General features: G+C 69.5%; 19 protein-coding genes. 9 read left to right on the top strand and 10 right to left on the bottom strand.

Going from position 1 to position 25,137, the window contains the following annotated elements; genetic code table 11:
* Positions 1-123: 123 nt before the first annotated feature.
* Positions 124-990, top strand: coding sequence for a hypothetical protein (locus ACIODU_RS25585; RefSeq protein ID WP_401770062.1), 867 nt, complete (start codon positions 124-126; stop codon positions 988-990).
* Between the two features lie 568 nt (positions 991-1,558).
* Here ACIODU_RS25585 and ACIODU_RS25580 read toward each other — a convergent pair.
* Positions 1,559-2,047, bottom strand: coding sequence for a hypothetical protein (locus tag ACIODU_RS25580; RefSeq protein WP_401770061.1), 489 nt, complete (start codon positions 2,045-2,047; stop codon positions 1,559-1,561).
* A gap of 248 nt (positions 2,048-2,295) precedes the next feature.
* On the opposite strand from ACIODU_RS25580, the gene ACIODU_RS25575 reads away from it, so the two are divergent.
* Positions 2,296-3,021: an ASCH domain-containing protein gene (locus ACIODU_RS25575; RefSeq protein ID WP_401770060.1), complete on the top strand. Its 726-nt coding sequence runs from the start codon at positions 2,296-2,298 to the stop codon at positions 3,019-3,021.
* 179 nt (positions 3,022-3,200) lie between these two features.
* Here ACIODU_RS25575 and ACIODU_RS25570 read toward each other — a convergent pair whose 3' ends face one another.
* The gene (locus ACIODU_RS25570) at positions 3,201-3,662 is read right to left on the bottom strand and encodes a hypothetical protein (RefSeq protein WP_401770059.1); all 462 of its coding nucleotides are present in this window, start codon (positions 3,660-3,662) and stop codon (positions 3,201-3,203) included.
* A 49-nt stretch (positions 3,663-3,711) separates the two neighbouring features.
* Entirely contained in the window at positions 3,712-4,494 is a 783-nt protein-coding gene (locus ACIODU_RS25565) for a hypothetical protein (protein WP_401770058.1), read from the bottom strand.
* A gap of 324 nt (positions 4,495-4,818) precedes the next feature.
* On the opposite strand from ACIODU_RS25565, the gene ACIODU_RS25560 reads away from it, so the two are divergent.
* From ACIODU_RS25560 to ACIODU_RS25550, 3 genes are all read left to right on the top strand, one after another.
* Positions 4,819-5,505 carry a response regulator transcription factor gene (locus ACIODU_RS25560; RefSeq protein WP_401770057.1) on the top strand — a complete coding sequence of 229 codons (687 nt, stop codon included), beginning with the start codon at positions 4,819-4,821 and terminating at the stop codon, positions 5,503-5,505.
* Positions 5,506-5,769: 264 nt separating this feature from the next.
* A complete protein-coding gene (locus ACIODU_RS25555; RefSeq protein ID WP_401770056.1) occupies positions 5,770-6,930 on the top strand; it encodes a sensor histidine kinase in 1,161 nt (386 codons plus the stop codon).
* 365 nt (positions 6,931-7,295) lie between these two features.
* Complete coding sequence (locus ACIODU_RS25550) at positions 7,296-7,832, top strand: relaxase domain-containing protein (protein WP_401770055.1); 537 nt, start codon at positions 7,296-7,298, stop codon at positions 7,830-7,832.
* Positions 7,833-9,287: 1,455 nt separating this feature from the next.
* On the opposite strand, the gene ACIODU_RS25545 is transcribed toward ACIODU_RS25550, so the two are convergent.
* Positions 9,288-9,998 carry a WD40 repeat domain-containing protein gene (locus ACIODU_RS25545; protein ID WP_401770054.1) on the bottom strand — a complete coding sequence of 237 codons (711 nt, stop codon included), beginning with the start codon at positions 9,996-9,998 and terminating at the stop codon, positions 9,288-9,290.
* Positions 9,999-10,044: 46 nt separating this feature from the next.
* On the opposite strand from ACIODU_RS25545, the gene ACIODU_RS25540 reads away from it, so the two are divergent.
* Entirely contained in the window at positions 10,045-10,257 is a 213-nt protein-coding gene (locus ACIODU_RS25540) for a GMC oxidoreductase (protein WP_401770261.1), read from the top strand.
* A 99-nt stretch (positions 10,258-10,356) separates the two neighbouring features.
* Here the strand turns inward: ACIODU_RS25540 and ACIODU_RS25535 are convergent, their stop codons facing one another.
* From ACIODU_RS25535 to ACIODU_RS25515, 5 genes are all read right to left on the bottom strand, one after another.
* Positions 10,357-10,746: a PPOX class F420-dependent oxidoreductase gene (locus ACIODU_RS25535; protein WP_401770053.1), complete on the bottom strand. Its 390-nt coding sequence runs from the start codon at positions 10,744-10,746 to the stop codon at positions 10,357-10,359.
* Between the two features lie 168 nt (positions 10,747-10,914).
* The gene (locus tag ACIODU_RS25530; protein WP_401770052.1) at positions 10,915-11,472 is read right to left on the bottom strand and encodes a TetR/AcrR family transcriptional regulator; all 558 of its coding nucleotides are present in this window, start codon (positions 11,470-11,472) and stop codon (positions 10,915-10,917) included.
* Positions 11,473-12,045: 573 nt separating this feature from the next.
* Complete coding sequence (locus ACIODU_RS25525) at positions 12,046-12,336, bottom strand: hypothetical protein (protein ID WP_401770051.1); 291 nt, start codon at positions 12,334-12,336, stop codon at positions 12,046-12,048.
* Positions 12,337-12,992: 656 nt separating this feature from the next.
* Positions 12,993-14,099: an RCC1 domain-containing protein gene (locus ACIODU_RS25520; RefSeq protein WP_401770050.1), complete on the bottom strand. Its 1,107-nt coding sequence runs from the start codon at positions 14,097-14,099 to the stop codon at positions 12,993-12,995.
* Positions 14,100-15,521: 1,422 nt separating this feature from the next.
* Positions 15,522-16,655 carry a pentapeptide repeat-containing protein gene (locus tag ACIODU_RS25515; RefSeq protein ID WP_401770049.1) on the bottom strand — a complete coding sequence of 378 codons (1,134 nt, stop codon included), beginning with the start codon at positions 16,653-16,655 and terminating at the stop codon, positions 15,522-15,524.
* A gap of 1,822 nt (positions 16,656-18,477) precedes the next feature.
* Between ACIODU_RS25515 and ACIODU_RS25510 the strand changes: the two genes are divergently transcribed.
* The 3 genes from ACIODU_RS25510 (at position 18,478) to ACIODU_RS25500 (ending at position 20,363) form a co-directional block, all read left to right on the top strand.
* The gene (locus ACIODU_RS25510; protein ID WP_401770048.1) at positions 18,478-18,783 is read left to right on the top strand and encodes a hypothetical protein; all 306 of its coding nucleotides are present in this window, start codon (positions 18,478-18,480) and stop codon (positions 18,781-18,783) included.
* Between the two features lie 167 nt (positions 18,784-18,950).
* Positions 18,951-19,739 carry a hypothetical protein gene (locus ACIODU_RS25505; protein ID WP_401770047.1) on the top strand — a complete coding sequence of 263 codons (789 nt, stop codon included), beginning with the start codon at positions 18,951-18,953 and terminating at the stop codon, positions 19,737-19,739.
* Between the two features lie 96 nt (positions 19,740-19,835).
* Positions 19,836-20,363: a hypothetical protein gene (locus tag ACIODU_RS25500; RefSeq protein ID WP_401770046.1), complete on the top strand. Its 528-nt coding sequence runs from the start codon at positions 19,836-19,838 to the stop codon at positions 20,361-20,363.
* Between the two features lie 1,633 nt (positions 20,364-21,996).
* Here ACIODU_RS25500 and ACIODU_RS25495 read toward each other — a convergent pair.
* The gene (locus ACIODU_RS25495; RefSeq protein ID WP_401770045.1) at positions 21,997-24,474 is read right to left on the bottom strand and encodes a Helicase associated domain protein; all 2,478 of its coding nucleotides are present in this window, start codon (positions 24,472-24,474) and stop codon (positions 21,997-21,999) included.
* Positions 24,475-25,137 lie beyond the last annotated feature (663 nt).

The raw sequence follows: 25,137 nt of genomic DNA, 5'->3' as shown, positions 1-25,137 counted from the left end.
ATGACGACCAGAAAGGGCTATGCCGTCTAGGCGCCCCACCGCGCTCTCCACCGCTCGCGCGCCGCCGACCGCCGCTCACCACAGCGCCCGAACGCCGTGACGCCCACCCAGGAGAGCCCACCCGTGCAGAAGACCGCCCTTGTTCCCTACGCCCGCCTCCCCCGAGCGCACCACGATGGCCACGTCCTCACCAGTACGGTCGACGTCTTCGGCGCCGCCCACTGGCTGCTTGCCGACCACGCTCCGCAGCCCGGCGACGACCTCCCGCCCTTCGACGCGCTGGTCGTCTCGGTCGATCCGTACGGCAACGTCGAACTCACCGAGCTGAGCGCCGTGCGAGCCCGCTGGCCGCACCTGGACCGCCTGCCCGACGGCGGATTCGTCGTCGCCGCGTCTCGCGTCCGCCGGTACGAGGACGCGAACCAGGTCCAGATCTTCGACGCGCTCGGCCGCGAGACCTCGTCCTTCTCCGTCGGGGATGCCATCGAGCACCTGCTCGTGGACGAGTCCGGCCACATCTGGGTCGGGCACTTCGACGAGAACCCGATAGGAATCCGCCGCTGGAGCGCCACGGGCCGGCTCGCCTGGACGTCGGACGACGCCGCCATCCCGGGTCTCTTCGACTGCTACGCCCTGAACGTGTCGGGCACCACGGCCTGGGCGTGCACGTACACGGACTTCCCGCTCGTCGAGATACGCCCCGACCGCCTCGACCGCCCCGTGAGGGTGTGGGCGAACCACGTACGAGGCGCCAACGCGGTGGCCGTCCACGGCGAGCGGGTCGCCTTCTACGGCGGCTACGGCGAGGAGCGCGACCGACTCGCCCACGGAGAACTCACCGAAGCACCCGTCGAGCCAACGGACGTCGGCCTGCTCACCGGCCCCGACGGCCTTGCCCCCGGCCGCCGGCGGGCAGTCGCCCGAGGCAGCAGGATCTACGTCCAGCCCGAGCCGTTCACCGCATGGTGCGTGTTCGACCTCAACAACTAACACCCAGCCCCGACAAGCCCCTCCCACCCGACCGCCACCCACCACCCAACGACCAGCCCCACAAGAAGCTTCCCGCGCCGCGCATATCGTCCGGTTGCGCCAGGAGGCCTGTACTTCCGTGCGGCGGCGGAGTGCATGACGGTGCCCCCTCGCCGGAGCCCCCTTTGATCCGGGAGATCGGCCGGGCGGTCGGCCCGCCCAGCACCAGCTCCGTCACCTACCAGCCCGGTCAGCTGGAGGAGCGCGGCCTGATCCGCCGGACCGCCAGCCAAGGCGCAGAACCTCCCGAGACTGTTCCGCCCTCCAAGTGGCATACACCGTCCCAAGGGTCGCTACCGTCCTCTATGCGGGATCCGGCCCCAGTAGCTACGCCGCAGACCGGGGGGCGTGGGTGTGTTCGGCTCCGTAGAGGTCACTGAACGCGACATCGAGCGACACCTCGCCTGCCGCAGCACTGTCCGGCGGATACAGAGGCGGCACCCGCGCCTGCGGCCCGTACGGCGATCGTCAGAAGCACTCACGGCGTCGATGCCCCCAGTACGACAGTAATGTGCATGCGGGGTGTCGCCTATAAATCCCCGGGGACGAGAGTCGCTCGAAAGCCCTCGCCTCCGTACAGGGACTCGTAGCGGATTTCGAGATTGAGCCGGTCGCTGATCAACTTGGTGAACTCGACGTGGTCTCTGGTGTAGTCGGGGAGTTTCAGTAGGTACTCGTCATACCCGGAGGCGAGGTACTGCGGTTCGCGGAAGGTCATGACGGTCGGCCACTGACCGAGGGAGGTCCGGATCCGGTCTGCGGTGGCTTTGCTCCAGGGGCCGATCCTTTCCCCATCGACAATCACCACGGTGCTGGTTATCACCGCGGGGCCCAGTCCGGAGTTGGCGAGTCTGAGCCCTGCCACTCGGCCGGGCACCAGGGTGCGTTGCAGCACCAGCAGCGGACGTACGGAGTTACGGTTGTGCTGGCGCGCGGCGCGTCCCTGGCGTACCGAGACGACCAGTGAAGCGACGGCGATCACCACGGCTGACACCGCGATAACGGTCTCGCTGTCCATCGCGATCGCCTCCGGAGCTTTAGAACTGGTCGGAAAGGCCAACTAAGAGCATATAAAGGCGCATTGGGTGACGACATTCAGTAACCGGCCTTCTCGGGGCGCGCGGCTGCGCGGGCGAGAGCGGGGCCACGGGGCGGTGGCTTCTGGCGACCGTAGCCTCCCTCCAGGCCTGCGTGTATGTCGGAGTCACGTTGCCGGGTACCGATAATTCGGTTTGTGCTGTCCGCCGTGCTCGTTAGGGTGCTCCGATGGACAGAGTGGCGCGGCCTCCGACAGCAGCGGACCTGGAACTGGTCGCAATCGCCCGGCAGGTAGTGGAGGCTCATGGCGACGGTGAGCGGCATACGGTAGGAGCCGCGGTGCGGGACGCGCGGGGGAGGATATTCCGGGGTATCAACCTCTACCACTTCACTGGTGGCCCCTGTGCGGAACTGGTGGCACTCGGCAACGCGCGCGCCGAGGGTGCGGACGAGTTGACCACGATCGTGGCGGTGGGTGACGCCGGCCGCGGGGTGCTGGCGCCGTGCGGCCGGGACCGCCAGATTCTCCTCGACCATTACCAGTGTATCCGTGTACTGGTGGGCACGGACGAGGGGGTACGAAATGTTGCTGTCGCCGACCTCCTTCCGTGGGCCTACACCCTGCCCGGCCCGGTCGGTCAGGGCTTGCACTTCCATCGTGAGTACCTTGCCGCAGTGCGCTCGGGCAAAAAGACGACCACCGTGCGGTTCCAGGATCCGGTGGAGTGCGGGCCCGTCAGTCTGGTGTTCGAACTCGATGAAGCGGTGACTCTGCCGGGCACGGTGACACAAGTAGTGGCGAAGCGGGTCGCCGAGCTGACCGAAACGGATGCACGGGCCGACGGTTTCGACAGCCTCGCAGAGCTCAAGGCCCGGCTCCGGTTCCACTACCCCGAGATCGCGCCAACTGACCCGATCACTGTCGTGCACTTCCAGCTTGCAGGACAAGATTGACAAGAAGCCTGTTTGCAGGTTCCCGACTGGATCAAGAAACGGATCAACCGCGTCTCTACCGCAGGCGCCCCCGCTATCACCTCTCCGGTCCCCGGCGACGTGATGTCGCCGGGGACCGGAGAGGTGATAGCGGGGGTGGGATGCCGAGCTACGGAGCTACGGATCTACCGGTCCAAATTTCAGCAGGCGTTGGACCACTTGTGGCTGGCGATGTTGTCGTTCATCGTTTGGCCCTGGCCCGGCTTACCGTCCCACCGGAAGTAGATCCCGGCCAGGTTGTTGAGGTAGTAGCCGTTCGGCAGGCAGTTGCTCGATCCCTGCTGGCTCGGTGAGTAGAAGAGGTCGACATCCTCGTAGGACCCGGTGAACCCGCGGTTGTCGAGGGAACTCGCCTTGTTGCGCATGTCGAACGAGGCCTTGGATCCGGAGCAGGTGTTCCAGTTGTCGTCGTTGTTGAGCCACCGGCACCAGTCGCCGCCCCTGTTGATGTTCACCCAGGCATAGAGATAGCCGTCGGGTTCGGCGGCGACGGAGGGGCGGGCGGGTTCTTGCGGGGCCGCAGCCTGGGCGGTTCCGGTGCTGAGGAGGAGCGGCAGGGCGGTGAGCCCCGCGGCGGCGATGAGCCGGCCGAGTTTCTTCATGTGTCTTCTCCCGGATTCGGATGGAGCGGTGATTTCGGAGCGGTGCGTCTCAGCCGGATTCCACAAGGGCACGGGCCCGGGTGAGGGCGTCCTTTTCCAGTTGAGACTTCTTGTTGAACACCGACCGGTGGGCGTCGCGTGTCCTGTCGCCGTATCTCTCGTCGAGAAGGCGCGTGGTGGCTGCCAGTCCCGTGAGGTCGGCACATCGCACCTCGGCGGCCGCGGTGCGGATCTCTTTCCTCCCCGGCGCCGTACGCGTCCCGCCGTCATTCATGAAGGCGGCACGTGCTTGACCAGGGGAGTCGTAGGTGAACCCCCTTTCTTTCATACAGTGCGACCAGGTGCCGACGGCCTTGGTGAACGCTCTGTCGTTGATGACTTGCCGGCGGCGTTGTTCGTCGAGCGTGCGCGCGACGGTGCTGACGGTGAACCAGGCGCGGAGGTCGCCGTAGAGCTGTCGCTGGGCCTCAGCGGTGCACCCGTCGTCGAAGCGGCCCACGGTCATGCCGGTCGGGGTGACGACTTCCAGGCGTTCGGCCCTCGTCCGGCCGTGCAGTGCGTCGACCGCGCGCTGCCGGTCGCCGGCCGACAGCGTTGTGAAGTAGCGCCGGTTGGGGTCGGACTTGCGCAGCTTCTCGCGCTGGGCGATGAATGCGGACCCGTAGCCGTGCACGGATGCCCAGCGCGCGTCGTGGAGTCCGTACGGGAGGTCGCGGTCCTGGAGGATCGGCCGGCGCGGAGTGATCCACATCTGGAATCCCCGCTCGCGCATACAGGACTGTGTCAGCCTCTGCTCGGCCTCGTGGAGCAGGTCCTTCTCCCGCTCGGTCAAGACCCCGGGCGAGGGTGACGGGCGTCCCGGTCTCCGGGCGCGGAGAGCCGGTGGCGCTCTGACAGGCGGTCAGGGCCCCTGCGGCCAGCAGTGCTGCCGCAACGGCGGCAACACAGCGGCCACCGGTCCCGAACTCACGAGCCTCCGTGTTTCCTCCCCCTGTGTGACGGCCCCGCAGGACACCTGGGACATCCACCAGTCCCCTGCCCCCCGGTTGGCGGGGTGCGTTGGAACGACAGTGGCACGACCTACCTGTGGAGAACCTGAAGACGAATGACGCTAAATCAGGTACCGGCCGGTACACCCGGCGGCCATGCTGGACCGATGCGGATTCTGGTGGTCGAAGACGATCTGCGGATGGCAGACCTGCTGCGCCGGGGACTGGTCGACGAGGGCTACGCCGTCGACACGGCCCACGACGGTCTGCGCGGCGTCGAACTGGCCCTGGAGAACCCCTACGACGCCATCGTGCTCGATGTGCTGCTGCCCGGACTCGACGGCTACCGGGTATGCGCGCGACTGCGCGACGAGGGTGTGTGGGCGCCGGTCCTGATGCTCACCGCCAAGGACGGCGAGTACGACCAGGCCGAGGGCCTCGACACCGGCGCCGACGACTATGTCATCAAGCCCTTCTCCTTCGTCGCGCTCGCCGCGCGACTGCGCGCCCTGATCCGCCGGGGACGGCCCGAGCGACCCGCCGTCCTGCGGATAGGCGACCTGGAGATCGACCCGGCCGCCCGCCGCTGCCGACGAGGCGACACCCATGTTCCTCTCACGGCAACCGAGTTCGCCGTCCTCGAACTCCTTGCCCGCCGGGGCGGCGAGACCGTCTCCAAGACCGATGTGCTCAACCACGTCTGGGACGACCGCTACGACGGCGATGTGAACCTCGTGGAGGTCTACATCAGCTCCCTGCGCCGCAAACTGGACACCCCGTTCCGGCGACGTACCATCCACACCGTCCGAGGATCCGGCTACCGCCTGGAAGCCACCGAGGGGTCACCGCGGTGAGACCGGCCTGCCTGGGGCACCTTGTCCGGCGGCTGCGCCCCGCGTCCATCAGGACACGGCTCACCCTGCTGGCCGCGCTGACCTCTCTGACGCTTCTGACCGCGAGCGGGGTGGGCATCGCCATCGCTATACGCGCGTCCGTCCTGCAGGACGCCCCGGGAAAGCAGCGCCGACAAAGGACCATGGCACAGTGTGTACATCGACGAGGAAAAGCGAGTCTCCCACCGCGGCAAGCCGGTACCGGACTGCGAATCGACCTCCCCGATGCCCACGAGAAGCCGCCAGACCAGATTCTGTGCCGTCCGGTACGACCTCAGCCTGGTCAAAGCCTCACTGCCCGGACGCCCCTCCATGTTCGACTCCCTCACCAGCCAGGGAACGCTCTACCTGAACCCCTTCACCGACCCGCTCCACGGCACTGCCCCCATCCGGCACGCCGACGCCTACGTCGAATTCCCCGGCTACGTCGTCATGGTCTACTCGATGGAGAAGAGCCAGGCCCTCGTCAACACCGCCATATGGTCACTGACCGGGGGCATCCTCGGCCTCTCCGCCCTGATCGCCAGCAGCGTCTGGCACGCCATCGGCAGAGCGCTACACCCCGTCGAAGCCATCCGAGTCGAATTCGCCGAACTCACCGCCCATCACCTCGACCGGCGCATCACACCACCCCCCAAAGGCAACGAAGTCGGACGCCTGGCCGCGACCATGAATTTCACCCTCGACACCCTGCAAACCGCCATCGACCGCCACCGCCAGTTCGTCGCCGACGCCTCCCACGAACTCCGCACCCCCCTCGCAACCCTCCGCTTCACACTCGAACTGGCCCTCACCAAGCCCCACCTGACCGACCTCGACCGCACTGTCCGCGACGCCCACAACGACACGGTCCGCCTCGAGAACCTGACCGACGACCTGCTGCTCCTCGCCCGTCTCGACATCGAGGACGCCGGCCGGCCCGTACACAAAACCGCCGATCTCGCCGACCTCGTCCGAGACGAAGCCGCCCGGCGCCGCCCCCCGCCTCACCTTGCCGTGGAAGTCCGCATCAGCTCCGGCTTGTTCACCGTAAGCGGCCGTCCCGCACTGCTCGGCCGTCTCCTGGGTAACCTCCTCGACAACGCCGAACGGCACGCCAACAGCACCATCACCATCGCCCTGACCCGCGACACCCGGCGCCATGAAGCCGTCGTCGACGTCGTGAACGACGGACCAGTCATCCCCGCCGAGGACCACGAGCGGATCTTTGACCGCTTCACCCGGCTCGACCACTCACGCGCACGCGACACCGGCGACAGGGAGGGCTCCGGTCTCGGACTCGCGATCGCCAGACGCGTCGCCTCCGCGCACCACGGCACGATCACCGTCAACCCTTCACCGGCCGGAGCCCACTTTGTTCTCCGCATCCCCCTCCACGACCACTGACCCGAACTGCGCGCGCTGTCGGTCCCGCACCCACTCGGACGCATTCCAGGACACGGCCGCCCGGTCCGGCAACTCTCACACTGCGGCGAGAACTTCGCCGTACACGCCGACGGCGGGCCCCTCCACCACAGGCCAGCCCCCCTCCTGAACGACTACGTCGACGTGCCCGGCGATCTCCCGTGACTGCGGGCCAAGAGGTGAAAGGCCGGGCTGACCGAGTGCCAGGATGGTCTAGCACTACCCCGTCCCCTCGGTCGGCCGGGGACTTGCCGGGGTGGGCCTGGCGGCCGGGGGCGTGGTGAGCGCGCGGCAGGCCGAACTCCTCCTAGGGGAAGGCCGGCACCCGGACGCCGACCGAATCGAGCGTGAGCTCCTGGCTCACCGATGACGCGATCCATCTCGTCCTGGAGTCGTGCCAGGACGTCGCCCAGGACAAGACGCTGGCGTGGCTGGAGGAGTCGGTCGCCCAGATCCGCTGGGAGAGCGGCGGCAAACACCGCGAGCCGGTCCGGGGCGGGCTGATGGTCGCGGTGTTCCGGCACTCCGAGTCCCGCGCTGCCCAGTCGAAGCCGCACCTCCACGACCACGCGGCCGTCTCGATCCGCGCCCGGCGGCCGGACGGGACGCGGGGCAACCTGTCGGCGGACTTGATGCTGGAGCACATCGTCGCCGCGGGCACCTTGTACTCCCTGTACTTCATGGAGGAGGCGTCCTCCCGACCAGCGGCTGATCGGCTGACAGTCGACCCGCCGCCAGCAGATTGCCGACGTGCAGTCCGTCCTGGTGGCCGACTACATAGGAACAGCAAGGACACCCGCCGGGGGAGCGGGCCGACTACGCGCTGGACCGGCAGGCCGCCGACCGGACCCGCCCGCCCAAGCGCACGGTGCTGCGTTCGTTGACGCTGCGCGACGGCTGGAGCGAATTGGCGATCCGGGCCTACGGCATCGACGCTGTCTCCCGGCTCGCGGTACGGGCGAGGGCGGCGGCCGCAGCGGTGTGGGCGCGGCTGCGGCCGGTGGTCGACCTCGCCCTTGCCGCCGTGGACACCGTCGCAGTGGTCCTACGTGATGCGCGGCGCCTTCGCACGCCACCACCTGCTCGCCGAAGCCCGCCGTCACCTCGCCTACGCCCTGCGCTGCCGCCCTCACCAACCAGGCCTGGACGAACGAATCGTGATAGCGAGTCTCGACGATCTACCCGCCCCGTCAGGCGCGGACGGAGGGTGACCGCCTATCCGCCTGCCCTGTACCCGTACGACACCGAGGACTAGGCCGTGCTGCGCCCACTACCCCGCAACCGCACGGCGGCTCCGTACGAGCAGGTCCGATGCCCTGGCCGCCCGGGTCAACGCGGCGCGGACGCGCGAAGTCGTCCACCGATTGCATGCGCCCCCCGCCCCGGCGATGGTCCCGCCGCCGCACGCTCAGCAGCCTGGCATCCACCCCACGCCGGGAAGGAGTTCAGGAGGAGTCGCATGAGCACCCCGGAAAACAGCCCGCCACGAAGAGATCCTTGCCCGCGCCCGCGCGGCCCGCGCAGAGATGGCCGCCGCGCTCGACAAGGATCAGGAGCCCGACTTCGACGAGCCCCTGGGATGGCAGCCGGTCTGGAAGCGGCCCCGGAGTCGAAGGCGGAGAAGAAGAAGGAGCTGCGCGAGGAGCGGCGGCGGCTCCAGGACGCCGCCAAGCGCCGGCTCACTGCGGGGCAGTCGCCCCGGCCCGCGCCCGGCAGAACCGGATCGGCAACGCCGCCCTACGCCGCATGCCCGCGCCCTGTTCCGGGTTGCGGCACTCCAACGACTAGCTGTGGTGACGATGCCGAGCATCGTCCACCGGTTGGACTCCATGCGATGGGCTGCCCCGAGTGGGCTCCACTCAGACTTCACCGTGGTGCGCACCGCGATGCCCGCCACCGCACCCGGTGCGCACCATCAGACGATCTCCGGCACGGACGCGCGCACCTGGCGCGCCGCGCCCGACGGCCCGCATCGCACCGGTGCGCGCACCGCCGCCCCGCCCCCTGGATCAGGTTTCGGCGGGCGTGCGTTGGTCCTGGATCAGGTTCGGTACCAGCGTGTTTTCCCTTGTCAGCGTCGCGCCAGGCTGGCGATCAGGTGGCCGCCAAGGGGGTGTGTGATAACGGAGTCCGCCCATCCGTAGTGCGCGCGCCCGGTGGGTGGGGTGGCAATGGTGCGCCCGGTCCGGCGCAATGCCGGACGGTTCGCGGGCGGCAGCTCTGCATGACGTGGATGCGCGAGCACGGTGCCACCGCCGAGATCCCCCGGCCTCCAGCGCGGCGCGAACGCTGGGAGTGTGGAGGTCCCGCTGCCCGGTGTAGCTCCATATCGACGAGGTTCAGCACATCTGGTGGTAGGGGATGCCCTGGATGTGTGTCCGCCATTCCGCTGGGGACGGGCGTGCTATGACGCGGCGACATACCTGTACGGCTGTGTGTTCTGGGGAGAGTTCATATTTTTGCAGTTGAACGTGCTCCCCAGCTGTGTACAGCTCTTTGCCGTCGGAGCTGAAGGCGAGAGAGAGCAGGGCATCGCCAGCTGCGGGGAGGGGAGTTCCGATCGATCGCCCAGCTTGAGTGTCCCACAGCCGGAGTGTGCCGTCCTTGCCCGCCGCTGCCAGGATGCGTGCGTCCGGTGTAAATGCCAGAGCCGAAACGCCTCTGGAGTCCGTTCCGTGGTCCGGGCTTGGGGGAAGGACACCGAGGGGCTGGCGGGCATCGCTGTCCCATACGGTGACCTGGCCAGATTCGTCACCTGCCGCGAGGAATCTGCCGTCAGGGCTGAATGCCATCGCCGTTGTCATGCCTGGTGTGAGTGTTCGCTGGGTCAAGCTGCCGGAACGCAGGTCGAGGAACTGGCCGAGGCTGGTTGCCATGACCTGTCCGCCAGGCTTTACCGTCAGCGTCCGACCACCGATGCCGAGAATCTCGCGGGTCATGGCCAGGCGACGTACATCCCAGAATTCGAGCCGGACGTCGTCCGGTATGCGGGAAGTCAGCAAGGATCCGTCCGGGTGGAAGACTATTCCGTCGATGGCGTTCCCTGGCATGCCGGGGTCCTCCGGATAATCCCGTGTTACCCGTAGTGATCAAGTCATCTCGTACTGTCACACCGGGGGTACGTGCCGGATGGGCACGGACGCCGCAGCGGTGACCGATGAGCAGCTGCGCGTGAGGGGGATCGAGGGCCTGCGGGTGGTGGACGCCTCCATCATGCCGGCGCTGCCCGAGGCCAACACCAACGCGACGGTCCTCGCGATCGCGGAGAGGGCCGCGGACCTGATGACCGGAACCGCACCCGCCGCGTGACGCCACTGCTCGGGCGGCGCCCCTCGCGAGGCGGTCACCTCGCGCGTACGGCCGGGGGAGCGGGACGTGCCGGACGCGGCTTTCCGTATCGACGCACCGTCAGACGAGGGTGATCCGGATGCCGACACTCCCATCACTCCCGCGCCGCAGTCGGCTGCCGAGCACGGTGAGCCGCCCGACCAGGCCGTACTTGCGTCCCACGAGGCCGCGATAGCGCTTGGTCTGCGGGGCGTCGAGGAAGACGGCCCGGGCGGGGACCTGCTCGCCCGTGGGGTTGCCGCGTATGTCGCACGGGCCGACGACGACGTCGGACCGGTTACGGATCCGCTTGGCCTTCCCGGAGTCGGTGACGGTCCAGATGCCGAGGGCGTCGCCGTCGGGGATGACCCACACGGGGGTCGGTACTTCCCGGCCGTCCCGGCGGAAGGTGGTGACCAGCAGGTACTTGCCCGATGCGAGCCGTTCGAGGGCCGCTGGATCGGTGGTCAAGACGTCACGCCCCCGAGTGGAAGGGCTATGCGGGGGACGGTCTTCGGAGTGGGTCCGGAAGTCGTGGTGTTCACCGTGGTCCAAGGGATGTCGGGGAAGCCGGACGCGGGTGGCGTACCGGTCGCCATCAACATACCAGTCGTTCAGTAGGCATCGCCAGGGGATGCCTCAGGAATCACCACCCGTGTCGAGGGTGGCCATCGCGGCTTCCAGCAGGTCCAGCCGGGTCTGATCGGTGAGCTCGCCGTTGCCTGCCACGAGTGCGGCCATGGCGCCCTCCTTGACGGCGGCGACGGCCATGCGGGCGCGGATGAGGCGGATGGGTGAGGGGTGCGGCCCGGCGATGGCCATGATGATCAGTTCGGTCTTCCCGGCGAAGTCGTGACGCTGGGAGTGCTCTTGCAGTACGGAGACGTCCCCGGACTGTAGTGCCATGTACGCGGCCGGGTGCTGGGCCTGGAGGTCGATCAGCGCGCCGAGCAACTCTCGCGCCGGCCGCCCGGCAGCGTCCTTCGCGATGACCGCGATCTCGGCGGCCGGCTCGGCGACCAGGGCGGAGAGGATCGCCTCCTTGGACTTGAAGTGGTAGTAGAGCGCCCCCTTGGTGACACCGAGGGCTTCGGCCAGGTCGGCGATCGAGGTGACGGTGTAGCCCTTGGTGCCGAACAGTTTCCGTGCTTCGTCGAGGATGTCCGCCCGCATGTCGCGGCGCTGGTGAGGAGTCATGACGTCAGCATACTAAGCGTTCAGTACGAACAGCCTCATACAGTCCCATACGCAATGAGGACACGCCCACTGCTACCGGCGACGTCCGGAGACCCAGCCCCCTCCCGCGTCCACCACCCACCTGAAACCTCAAACCGACGGCCTGAATCACGGCACCCCCGCTGTCAGACGGCGCCGAGTCGCCAGCCAACCGACTCTCCGGCCCATACGGCGATGTTGTGCCGCTCGCACGTGTTAAGCAGCGCCATGGCCGGGCCCGCCTCCCGCGCTTCCGAAGTGCCTCGCGGAAGGGGCCGACAGCGGGAGGGAAGGGCCAGACTGATTGCGGGCGTCCCTGCCCCCTGCGAGCCCCTGCCACGACCCCGGCGTTGCGGAGATCGCCGAACTGACGAGCCGCACGCCCTTCCACGCCCGCCGCCCGTTACGAACCGCCCAGCGGACGAACTGCCCAGCGGCTCCCTGCCGCCGCAATGCCAGCACTCCGCGGGCTGAGCCCAGCGCAAGCGATCCTCCTGTTTGCGCGAGGGGCCAGGGCGCATGGCGACGGCGCCCCGAGTCGTCCGCGTTACTGGGTCAGTGACGGCCGGTCAGGGTGCCGACGAGGCGTCCCGCGGTTTCAGCGCCTTCTTGAGCGGTGTGGTCGATGATGTTGCCGTTGGCGCAGTTGTTGGTGTCGGTCACCCAGGGGCCGGCCACGGGTACGACCGCGAGTTCCTGGTAGCAGACCGCGGCGGCGGTGAAGTTCCAGTTGTTCGCGGCGTTCACGCCGGGGCCGAAGTTGCTGTCGTTGTCGGCGAACGCCGCTGGGGCACCGCCGGCCAGGGTGGCCGCTGTGAGCAGCCCGCTCGTGATGATCTTCTTCATACCGGTCCCAACGACCGCCGTACAGAACACGACACGCCCCTTCACCCGCCCGCACCGCATCGGCCGGCCTGTGTGCTGCTACGGGCCGTTCCCGGACGGTCGTCTTTCCGCCCCGAGCACCTCGGCGACGCGGTTTCCCCATGCCGCGCCCGGTGTATCGGGCTCGATCAGGCCGGCCGAAGTCGTAGTCGAGGCTGTACTCCGCGACCCCTACGACCTGTCGGCGGTCCTCGGCCACGAGGACGCCGATGCCTTCGGCCTCGTAGGAGCTGGCGTCGGGAGCAAGATCTTCCAACGCCGGCAAATCCGCGATTACGGGACGGCCGGACACAGACATGTTGCGGATCAGCGACATGGCTTGAGCATCCCGCCCCTTCCCGAGGAGCGATGTCCTGATACAAAAGTCGCAGAGCCCGCCCGCCGACGAACCCCGGCGCGCGCCTCGACCTGGACCGGCCGTCGTCCCTCCTCAAGCCCACGAAAGCGGATGGAGCGGCCCCTGCTCGGCTCCCTTGCCGCCGGCAGGAGCCGAAGCGTTCGGCGTACGGCCTAATCAATGTTCCAGGAATGCGAGCCGCGGCACCAAGGTCCGGCCGAGAAGCCCAGTCCACTCGCAAGGGCCGGTGCCGGGGCCGGGCGGGCGGTGTGGCAGTGCGTCAGTTGGCCAGGCCGAAGTCGCCGCCGATCGCGGCTGCGATCTTGTCGATTCCCGTCAGCGCGGTAAGTGTCGTGACCGGGACGCAGCTGTCGGTGGTGGTCCCGTCGCCGAGCTGGCCCGAGCCGTTGCCGCCCCAGGAGCGGACCGTGTTGTCACCGAGCAGGACGACGGTGTGCTCGCGGCCGCCGGCGACCAGCTGAACGCCGGTCAGGCCGGCGACCGGTACAGGCGTGTCGCGCTGGTCGGTGGTGCCGTCGCCGAGCTGGCCCGAAGTGTTCTGGCCCCAGGCGTGGAGGGTGTTGTCGGTGCCCGTGACGGCCAGGCTGTGGTTGCAGCCGGCCGCGATCCGCGAGACCTCACCGGACCAGGTGTCCCTGGTCTTGACGGGGGTGAAGCGGTGGGTGGTGCTGTCGTCGCCGAGCTGGCCCGCCGAGTTGTGCCCCCAGGCCATCACCACGCCGTCGCTGCCCGGCCCTCCGACCAGGGCGAGGTTGTGGTTGCCCCCGGCGGCGATCAGGGTGACCCCGGTCAGGTCGCTCACGCGGGAGGCCATGTTCCTGCTGGCGGAGGTGCCGTCGCCGAGCTGCCCGTTGATGTTGTGGCCCCAGGCCCAGACACTGCCGTCCTCGCGCAGGGCCAGGCTGTGGTGGAGTCCGGCGGCGATCGCGGTCACCTTGTTCAGGCCCTCGACCCGGACCGGGACGCTGCTGTCCATGGTGCTGCCGTTGCCGAGCTGGCCGTAGTTGTTGTGCCCCCAGGCGACGACGGTCCGGTCGGCGAGCAGGGCCAGGCTGTGCTTCCCGCCCGCGGCGATGTCGGTCGCGTTTGACAGGTTGACGACCTGGCCGGGTGCGTTGTGGCTGAACACGGAGCCGTCGCTGAGCTGGCCCGAGCCGTTCGCGCCCCACGACTGCACCGTACGGTCGGTCAACAGGGCCAGCCCGTGACCGTTGTGGCCCCCGGCCCCGCCGGCCGCGATCTTCACCACCTCGGCGTTCGTCAGCCCGAGCACGGTGGTTGCGGTGGTACGGAAGTCGGTCCAGGTCCCGTCCCCGAGCTGCCCGGCACGGTTGTTGCCCCAGGACTTCAGTCTCTTCTCGGACATGGTGTCGTCATCCTTCGACATCGATGGCGTGAGGAGGGCGTTGGGAGTTGCCGCAGCCGCTGTAGCGCCGAGCACACCTCCGCCAGAAACTCACTTAGTGCGATCAGTCGATCACTATGGGTAGTTGTCTGGAGGATGGCAAATCCGGTCAGCGGCGCAGTAGCCATCCACCCTGAGCGACCAAGACCTGCCGCACGGTGGCATCGACCACGGACAAGCCGCACCCGGTACGGGGCTAATCGAGGAAGTTTCGAACGCCCACGGTGGTGGTCGTCAGGCTGCGGTCGAGCAGTGATCTCGAACGGCGGCCCCGGCCCATACGTCTCACGCGTACGAGCGGACGCGTCACCGAACCGGCCGCGTACCGCCGGGGAATCCCGAGAATTCGATGCCCACCGCACCGGATCCGCCCACCCCGCCGCCCCCAGCAGCACGGCCGCGACAGTGAGGCCGCACACCGAGCCCGTAGCTTCGGCCCGCCCCCTGACGGTTGTTGCTGACCGGACGCCGGATACACCGGTCCCGGCGGGTTGCAACTCCTCTTCTCCGGCTACTGATGTACGGGAAGAGGCGTGTCCCAGCCCCGGAAGGCCGCCTCGGTCGCCAAGGCCGGTGCGGACCGCCTCCGCAAGGCCCTCCCCGCCCTCGCCCAGCTGCACCCCGCCGGCTCAAGGCGCTGCTGCCCCACCAGCAGCACACCGACTCCCCGCCGCGCGCTGCGCAACCTCCTCGGCGAAGCCCCGGCTCTGGTCCGGCCGGGCCCGCCGCGCACAGCAAGAGCCACTGTTACGTACGGTCCTGGCCGCCCCGGGCCTCCCTCGCCGCTACGGCCCCCGGCGGGGCTACTGGTACTGCACCCCGGCAGGCCTCGCGGAAGTCGCGGCGTCCGGGGAGTTCGCGCCGACGTCAGGCCGGTCCACCGGCAAGCGAATCGCCTCAGCCGGAAGGGGCCCCCGCGGCGAACACGCCCTGAACGTGCCTGACACCGCCCTCGCCTTCCACCACTCGGAGGTGACCGACCAAGCCCCGAGGGCAGGCGGAAGTCGCCCCCCATCCCGGCCGGTAACCTGGTCCTCGACCCCGTGTTCCTCCTGGCAGACGGCTCCGGCGCATTCGCGGAAGATCGACCACACCACGTCCAGCGCCCGCCTGCTCACCAAGCTGGAGCGCTACGACGCCTACCGCAAGGCACCCGCAACCAGCCGCAGGCACTCCGCCCGTGCCCGCGCTCGCACTGGCAGAAGACGTACGCCGACCCGTACCCGGATCAGCCGTTCCCGCCGCTGCTCCTTGTTTTCGCCCCGCCCTGCCCGGCCACCAGGTAGTCCGCTCACGGGCCCGCCAGCGCCCCCGTGCGGGTGACCGGGCATATCGGATCGGATCGCTGGAGCATGTACAACCAGGGGGTGAGCGCCCCCAGCCCTACGGAGTCGGGGGCAGCCAAGAATCGGGAAGGGCGACGGTTGCAGGCACAGGAGTGCCGAGGGAACCGAGAAGCCCGTAGGGAACCGGGCCGAGCGCGTCCTGGAAGGTCACCGTGCCGGTGGAGAAGTGCGCTCCGCCGAAGTGCACGGTGGTGCCGGTGAAGGTCGCGCGGGTGAACGTCACCGTACCGCCGGCGAACAGCGCGCCGAGGAAGGACATCGGCCGTCCCAGGGACATCGGGTTGCTAGGGAATGTCGCGAAGTCGAATGCCACCCTGCTGCCGACGAACATCGCCTCGTGAAAGGACACCCCTCCGTCGGAGAACCTCGCGTGACCGAAGTGCACGGTGCCGCCGGCTAACGTCGCGCGGGCGAAGGAGACATCGCTGGCGGAGAACGTCGCGCCGGTGAAGGACACGGTGCCACCGCAGAACGTCGCGCCGCTGAAGTCCACCCTGGTGCGGGAGAACGCCGTGTTGGCGAAGGTCACGGTGCCGCTGGGGAATGTCGCTCCGCTGAAGTCGATGGGGCCGTCGATGGTGAGGCCGGTGAGGTCGAGGTCGCAGCCCTGCCAGGAGCGATGGGTTCCCTGGGGGCGCCGGTAGTGGTCGCCGATGAGGCGCAGGATGGTGTGCCGGACTTTGCGGAGTGCGAGGTAGCGGTGGTGTTCTTCCTGGCGGCCGGGGTCGTCGCCGGGGTCGGCGGTGTAGGGGAGTTGGAGGTAGGCGCACAGGACGTCGATGCAGGTCTGGCGCAGGCTGTCGTCGGGGGCGTCGTCGGCGAGGCCGGCGAGGGCGTGGACGCCGCCGAGCTGTACGGCGGGGGAGTCCGAGCCGAGTTGTTCGACGGCTTGGGAGAAGCGCTCGGTGTGGAGGCGGGTGGCCTCGCGGTGGGCGCCGGCTTCATCGACGCGCTGGCGGCGGTAGGCGACGACCAGGGCGACGAGCGCACCGGCCCCGGCGACCACCCCGAAAGAGAGCTTCACCAGGTCGAAGAGGGTCTTCGCATCAAGCTTCGCGGTGCTGTCGACCTCCCGGAAGTCCAACACCACAACCAGACCGTAGAAGACCCCGCCCGCGACCAGGACCGCGGCGGCGAAGGTGACGGTCAGGGCCCGGCCGACCCGCCACAAACGTAACTCCCGCGCATTGGGGGCCGGCCGTGCGTTCGGGTTCGATCGCGACCGTCGTATGGCTCTCATGACGAAGGAGACAAACCTTGCGGACCGGCGGTTGCACCCGTGCGTGCTGCGACGGGCCACAGAGTATTGCCACCCTCCACCCCCTCCGGCGGGATCGGATGACAGCCCCGTGCTCGGTGTGGGGCATCCGATCCGACCATCGGCAACGATCCCCCTCGACGGCAGCGTCAGCTACTACGCGCACAAAACCGCACACTCCCGAACCCGACAGCGGACGACGTGGTGCCGGGGTTGCGGGCCCATCCGGGTGGGAGTCGGCGTTTCGCCCGTACGAACACGACGCCACCGTGCTCGGCCTGTGCCATGAAGGTGTCGCAACCGGGAAATGCCCGGGCGCTCACCGAAAACTTGGGGAAATCATCATGAGGTTACCGGAGACCGGGCACCGGTTCGTCTCCGTGCTCGCCGGGGTTTGGTTGGTTGGGGTGGTGTTGGTTGCTCCCGCCGTGGCCGATACCGATCCGGCAGGCCCGGCGTTCTCCACCGTGCAGACCGGTCAGGCCGAGGCGGCTGTCGTCTACCGGGGCCGGTCATTCCCGGGATCGGGGTCAGCGTTCGCAGGACCCCGAACAAGAACTACCCCCCGATCGGCGCGATCCCCCACGGCGCGGTCATCGAGATCAAGTGCAGGGTCGATGGCGAGGTCGTGGACGGCAATCCACGCTGGTAGCTGCTGAAGGGCGGCGGCGGGGTCGCCACCCGCTGGATCGAGAACGTGAACGGTATCCCCCCGTGGTGCTGAACGCGGCGCACTGAAACACACACCCCCCGGCGCAGGTCCGGCCACCGCCGCGCGCAAGGTGCCCCGCCCGGCCCCGAACCGGGGCACCAGCGCGCCAGGACCGGCGAGTTCGTGATCCACCCCCGCCCCCAACCGGGACCTTTGTGAGCTCAGGGCAGCGCAAACCCTGCGCGTCTACGCCAGCAGCACGATGAGGTCCAGTCATACCCAGTCACACCTGGAGCACTGTCGCGCCGGCTTCACGCCCGTCCTGACGGGCTTCGGTTTCGTTTACTGGTTGGGTGACGCGGGTCTGCGGGTGTGTGATCGCCGTGACGGGAACGGCGCCTTGGTAGGATACGTGGTCGCGTTGCCCGGTGACCGCGCCGACGCGGCAGGCGCCCGGTGTGGTCCTCCGGCCGGATCCTGGCCTACGGCCTGTCCCTGCCCCACGTGCGTGAGCGCTTCGAACCCGCTGTCAGCCGGCAGGACCTCACCCACACGCAGGACGGCCGGGATCTCCCGGCACCTACCCGGACGCGCGCATCGTCACGGCGGGCCGTCTCGTCACCGACCTGTCCGACGCGGTGATCGGCACGGTGCCCTTCGGCCTGCTGCGCCCGGGTCTTCAACAGTGACCTCAGACTGTCGATTCATGATCACTTCATTCTCAAATCGTCGGCTCTGATCCGCTCCGGCGGGATCACCGCGCTGATCACGTCCCGTTTCACGCCGGACGCCAAGGACTCTTCCGCCTGTGAGCGGATGTACGCCCTGGGCGACTGGTCGGGGCGGTCAGCCTGCCAGCCGGCGCGCATCAGAAGACGCTGGGAACCGGGTTGTCACCGACGTGCTGTTCCTGCGGCGCCGAATCGAGGGAGAGCCGCGAGGGGACTCCCGGTGGCTGACGGTCTCGGAGGAGATTCTTCCCGGCCACCGAGCAGGCCTCCCGCACCCCCGGCGCCCGTACCGCCCGCTTGTTGGAGGGCGCGGCCCGTACGGGGTTCAGAGCCGGTTTCCGCGCTTTGGAGCGTGCGCCCCGTACGGGCGCGCGGCGGCGGCGCCCCGGCCGTCCTGACCCTGCTGACCGTGCTCGTCGAGGCCGTCGAGGCCGCTGCCGCGTGGCACCGCGCGCAGGAGTACCGCGCCCAGACCAAGGCAGCCTCCCAGGCCGCCGCCCCGCCACGCGAGGCCGCGCTGGCCGGCGCCCCCGCCCGTACGAGGGGTCGTACGACGTCCTGCACGACGTCCCGTACGGCGACGCGGACCGTACGGGTGACACCGACTCCTGGCCGTGGCCCCGCACCGTCCCCGCCCGTTGCCGGTATACCGCCCTGACCGCCCTGACCGCCCGGGGATCCCGGGCCCGGGCCCGGGCCCGGCCCGGGCGTGGCGTACTCGCGTTGACCCTGGGCCCGGACCAGGATCGCGGCCCCGTTGCGTTCGCGCTGCCCCGGGCGCTGGGGCGGTGCGTTCGCGCTGACCGTACGAAGGAGCAGCCCGCCATGGCTACGCCCGCCCCCGTGCCGTTGCCGGGTGAGCCGTTCTCCGAGGCCTTGTCCGAGGCGGCCCAGGCGGCGGCGATGTCGGTACGGCTTCTCCTGACGATCACGGACGCGGTGCGCCGCGCTGCCCAAAGACACCACCACGGCCACGAGACCGACCTCGACCAGGAGACGGAGAACCTCGCACCCGCCCGGGCCGCCGAGCAGCTGCGCACGGTGCTGCCCGGGAATGTTCTGGCGGACCTGGTGGCGGGGGAGGACTGGCCGGTGATGGCCCGCCGGCTCGCCGGCCTCCAGCACGCCGGCGTCGACCTGGCCGTGTTCCTCCCCCAACTCGGGCACATGACCCAAGGTGTCCACCAGGCGGTCGCCGCGAACACGGCCCGTACAGGGGCGCAGGGCACGGACCGCTGGGCCGGCCTGCTCAGGGCGACCATGCCCGAGGGCCTGGTCCGTGACGCGATCCTCGCCTCCCCCACCTGGCCGCGCATCGCCTCCGCCATGGCCCGCCTCGACGACCAGGGCGTCGAGGTCGCCCGCGTCCTGGCCGACGCGCACACGGCGGGGACCGGCGTCGACCGGGCCGTCGCCGCCCTCACCACCCAGGCCGCCCGTACCATCCCCGCCCCCGACGTCGACCACGGCCGCCGTACGACGACAGCCGGCCCCGGCGGCCCCGACCGCGACCACGGCCGCCATACGGACCCCGGCCCCAGCCGTCGCGCCGTCCCCGACGGCGCCCGCCTCCGCCGTCCGGCGTTCGGACCCCGGCCGTCGCCCCGTCCCTGACGGCGCCCGCCCTGCCGTCCGGCGTTCCCGGCCAAGGGCCCGTACGAACCGCCCCCGGGCAGCGGGCAGAAACCGGACCCGTGGACCGCGCCCGCGGTGAGTACGTACGCGCGGCGGGTCTGGGGCCCGCTGACCGAGGGCCTGGACGTCCCCCGGGACCTGGACCTCGGCAACCGCGCCAGGGCCCTGCGCCAACTCGGTATCAAGGAAACCACCCACACCCGCCTGGTCGCCGCGCTCCCCGAGCACCTGCCCCACCGGGAGGCCGTGCTCCTGGTGAGTACCCGTCAGTGGCCGCTCCTCGCCGCCCGGATGCACCACATGAACCAGAGCGGCATCCCCGTCGACGCCCGCCAGGGCCCGCCTTACCCCCGACGGCGAGCCCTGGCGCCGCGGCCCCGCCTCCGACACCCCGGGGACGCCTGCTATTCGCCGCCCCCAAGGCGCTCACCACCCCGCTCGACGCCGAACTGCCCACCCCCCCCACGTCTCGACGGCCGCGGCCCGCTCCCGCTCGACCACCACCCCACCCCACCCGCCGCCGGCCCGGTTCCCGCCGCCGCTTCGGCCGGGCGGGCGGTGCCCGCACACCGCCCGCAGGCCGCCGCTTCCGCACCGCGGTAAGGGCGCGGACGGTAGAAGCGCTCCCGGGCGTTCCAGGAAACTGGAACGCCCGGACCTCGGTGGCCTCTGCCGGGGGAAGCTGCTCGGCCGTCAGATCGCCGACCCCCTCGTACGGGCGCCGGTACGGTACTGCCCGGCGTGGACCACCACCGCAACCGGATCACCCTGCACGTCGGCGGCGCGTTTGCCCATCCTCTTCGTCGACGAGCCGGGGTTCCCGTTGTCCCGGGGCGGATTCCGGGATGCCGCCAGGTGGCCGTTGCCTAGTCAGCGTGCTGAGGGGGAGCTACGGGCAGCACTCCGCCAGCGGTGTTCTCATCCGTTTCGCCGGTGGGTTGCGCGGCTTGCCCCCTATCCGTGTACGGGCGGGCGTTCAAGGGCTCTGAGCGGTGAACTCACTGCTCAGAGCCCTTGAATGGAACTTTCGCCGCTGCGCAATCTGGTGCCCGGCGGAAGTCACACGTCACAACACGCTGCTATCCCTCTATAACCCCTCTACGGGCGTTCGGCTCGCTCGAAGACCTCGCGACCGCCGGAAGCCGCCCGTCACATTTGCCGCCCCACCCTACAACCAAGGCACAGGCGAACAGGGGTTGCGCCGCTAACTCCCGTCCGTCCCATGGTTCGTGTTGTTCAGCTCCACCCCGCGACACAAAGGGGCGGAGGTCTCCACGCTCCGCCCCGCCGCCTACCGCTCCCGGTGCGCCCCGGCGAAGGAATCCGTGATGTCGACGCCCAAACCGGCCCCGCTCGCTCCCACCGCCCTCCCGGCCACGACCGATCCGGCCAACCCCCCCGGCCGGTGGCTCGTACGACCCGCCCGTCCCGGCCCCGCCCGCCGGACCGCAGCAGCCGGCCCCGGCCCCGCCCTTGCTGGGGACGTCGCCGGTCGTGGTGGCCGTCCTGGTGTTCCTCGTGGCCTGGTGGTGCCGCTCGCGTGCGCGGCCGCGGGCTACCTGGTCTACGCCCACCCGGCGGCCCGTGAGCCGCTGACCATCGCCGCCACCGTCCGGGGAGCTCTCGCGGGGCGTGGCGGCGGCCGTGTTCGCCGCGCTCGCGCTGCTCCGGCCACGGTGAGGGCCCGGAGCGCTCGCGGCGGAGGCGAGCGCCCCGGCCGTGCGGCGCCCCGGCCGCACGGCGCCCGGCAACCGATCCGCAGCCGTTCGAGATCCCACCCGGCACCCGCCACGATGCAACCCGGCCTGGCGGTACGTCAGAAAACTGCCGCTCGTCGTCGTCCGGCGCGCTGCCGATCCAGGCGAGCGGACCGTCCGGTCTGGTGCCCCAGTGCGGCGCCCGGGTTTCGTGCCCGGCACTCAGGACGCAGATCCGCCCCCACCGCCCGCGCCACCCCGGACAGACCCCGGCGAGCACAACCATCTCACCGGTACGGCGTGTTCGTACCGGTCCTGGAACACCTGGAGCTCGTCACGGAGCTCACGCCCCAACCGGGTCTCCTCCCGCTCCATCAGCCCCCGCAGCCGCTGAACCCCGGTGATCGGCCAGCACAGCACCGATCACCGTCTCCCCCCTCCTCACACACGCGGCGCCGGATGTGCCCGGCGACCGCCGTACGCACCCGCACCCCGGCACCCCCTCACCTCACCAGGCCGCGCTACCACCTCCTCGCCGCTCACGTCGCCCTCACCCATTCGACGCCGAGCGCGGCCAGCTGCCCGCGCTGCTCCGCGCTGAGCCCCGCCTGCCGGGTACGGGTGTTGCTGACCCACACCCCGAGGCGGACGGGTCCCTCGGGCAGGTCCTCGACGTGGGCCCGGGGGACGACGGTTTTCCCTTCACGTGCGGCGTACTGGGCGAGCGCGGCGACCCCGCGCTCGAACGCCCCGCCCGCCGCCCCGCGCCGCGCCCGCACCTTCACCGCAGCGCCGGCCGGGGCAGCCGGCTTCTCCGGAGGCCGGACACCGAGCTGGACCAGGCGCTCGCGCTGCTCCTGCGACAACCCGCCCCAGCCTTCTTGTTGGGCGGCGAGCCACCGGCCGATGTCCAGGCCGTTGACCATCGCCCCGGGCTCCACGTACCCGAGCACGCTCCCCGGGGCCACAAGGCCCCTCAGAGCCGCGTAGTAGCGCTGCCAGTCAACCGGCCACACGGGGTTCCAGTCCGGGTCGATCGCGGCGAGCCGCGCCGCACGCTCCTTCGCCCGCGCCGCGTTCTTCCCCAGCCCGTGCTTCTTCCGCGCGTTGGCCAGCCACTGCCCGACGGGCCGGTCCATCATCATCGCCGTCACCGGCGCCGCGAGCGTCCTGTACGCGTCGAAGTACGCCTTCGCCGCACCGAGGTTCTCCTCCCACGCCGCGTCGGCCGGGTCCCAGACGACGTCGAGCGCCTCCAGATCGGCCGCCCGCTCGGAGAGCATGCTCCCGGCCCGCATCGCCCGACGCTGGTCGGACAGCCACCGCCCCAGCGGAAACCCGCCCTCACCGCCGCGCTCTCCACCCTCTCCGCCGCCTTCGACGTGGTGGTACGGGACAGCGAGATCACCCTCCCGCTCCCGGTACGCGACGGCCGCCCGGTGCCCCGCCTTCCAGTTCGCGTGCTCGGGCTCGATCAAGTTGTACCGCACCAACCGCGCCACCAACTCCGGATCCCGGTGCTCTCCGAACCGAAGGAGCAACCGCTCCTCCTCATCGCCGTCGCCCTCCGGCGCCTTGCCGAGCCACGGCGACGTCGGCCTGGCCCGCTTCATGTCCTCCTGTGGAATGGCCAGCATTTCCACCGCGCGCTCATCATGCGCCCGCAACCCGGAAAGGACTTTCAGCAACGGCCTATACGAAGCCGAATACGGCATGTCTTCCGGGACTTCATCCGGGCCGAGAAAAACAGGCACAATCAGCGTCGCCAATTTGTCCTGACCCGGTTTTTGGCGCAGCGCCCGGCCGATGGCCTGGACGATATCCACAGCCGACCCCTTCGGGTCGATGAGGGCCACGGAATCCACACTCGGGCAGTCGACCCCTTCGCCGAGGACCCGGCAGTTCGACATGACGGCGCGCCCGGCGTGCCGCCCGAACCGGTACAGCTCGTCCGCCCGTACCTGCGGCTCGTGCTCACCCGACAGCCACCCCGACCACACCCGTACCGGGTGACGGCCAGGGTCGGCGGCGTGCAGCCGGGCCGCGACTCTGCCCAGCCCGGCGGAGAAGGCGTTCGCCTCGATGGTGCGGTGGTGGAAGGTGATGCACCGCTCCAGCCCGTGTTCCGCCATGGTCTCCAGCAGGGCGGCCTGGAGCACCGCCAGACGCTCGCCCCGCACGTCCTCCTCGTTACGCTCCACGCCGTACAGCCGCTCCAGCGTCAACGATTCGTCCCGCAACTCGGCGACCACGATCTGATACCGGGCCAACAACCCCCGAGCGATCGCGTCCGAGAGATCCATCGCCCACAGAACCGGCCCGAAAATCGTCTCATCCGCCATGGAACAGGCCATCTCCACCGGCAACCGGTCCAGCCTCGCCCGCCCCTCGACCTCGCTCTCCCGCCCCCGGATCCGAGGGGGTCGATCCATCCAGATCCTCGGCGTCGCCGTCAGATACAACCGCCGCACCGCCGGCACCAACTCCTGACGGTGCACAGCCGCCCACGCCTTCCCCAACGACCCCGACGTACGGTGCGCCTCGTCCACGACCACCAGGTCCCACACGTCCATCGGGAGCCCGTAGGAACCCTCATGAGCCTCGATCAGGACCGGCAGCGACGCGTAGGTCGCGAACATCGTCACCGGCCCGCTGCCGTAGTGCAGGGCCAGCTGCGGGGCGCTGGTCGTCGAAGGCACCCGCAAGTCGTACAGACGCGGATCGTCCTCCATCGAACACACCGCCACCATCGGCCCCGTACGCCCGAAAGCCCGCCACTCCCGCACCGTCTGCGCAAGCAATTCCAGAGTCGGAAGAAGAACCAGCACACGCCCGTACGGAGAAATACGCTGCGCCGCACCAGCGGCAATAAAGGTCTTTCCCGTACCGCAGGCCGCGTGCACCTGACCGCGCATCCCATTGTTCGAAATGTGCTGCCCGGGGCGGATCTCCAGCCCGGCCACGATGGCGTCCACCGCCTCCGCCTGATGCGGACGGAGCGTAATTTCACCGGTCATCGAAAGATCGTCTCCAGATCCAGACGCGAGGGTACCTCTTCGTTCGTGATCCTACCCGTGCATCATTTGATGCACGGGCCGATGCATCATGATGCATCACATCGGCTGACGATTGTCCTGTCCCGGTCCCATCATGTCCGGTTGATGTGCTACGCTCCCCGAGCGTCACAGAATCATGTGCAGGTGGATCGCCCGCCAATCAGCGGGCGCAGACGTGTTCAGGTGGTTGTTCCCTCACCGTCCCGGATCTATCCGGGCTTGTCCTCGCGACGACGGGGGAGTACGGGGCCGGCGCCCGGCCGGTGGTGACGATCCATTAGGGATCCTACCCAGCAAGCGGTTTGATGCACCGTCACCGGCTCCACGACCCCGGCCACCTGACCCGTAGCCAGCCATTCCGGCGCAGCCGGAATAGGGATTGAAGCGAAGCGGAAATCCCCAATTCCCGCGCGGGAATTGTCCTTTTCCTTTCCTGGAGCGAAGCGAAAAGGAAGGATATTCACGCGCAGCGTGAACAGGAAAGGTGCGAAGCGTCTTTCCTGTCGGTTAGAGAATTCGCGAAGCGGATTCTCTCGCTTGCAAGCTGCGCAGCAGCTTGGTACCCGCTCCGCGGGGGCCTTAGGCCGGGAGGAGAGCCGAGCGGAGAGCCCGGAGGGAAAGCGG

The organism is Streptomyces sp. NPDC088261 (genome assembly GCF_044740805.1).
Taxonomy (GTDB): Bacteria; Actinomycetota; Actinomycetes; order Streptomycetales; family Streptomycetaceae; genus Streptomyces.
Note: the sequence above shows the minus strand (reverse complement) of the source record. Positions and strands in the feature narration are given on the sequence as shown.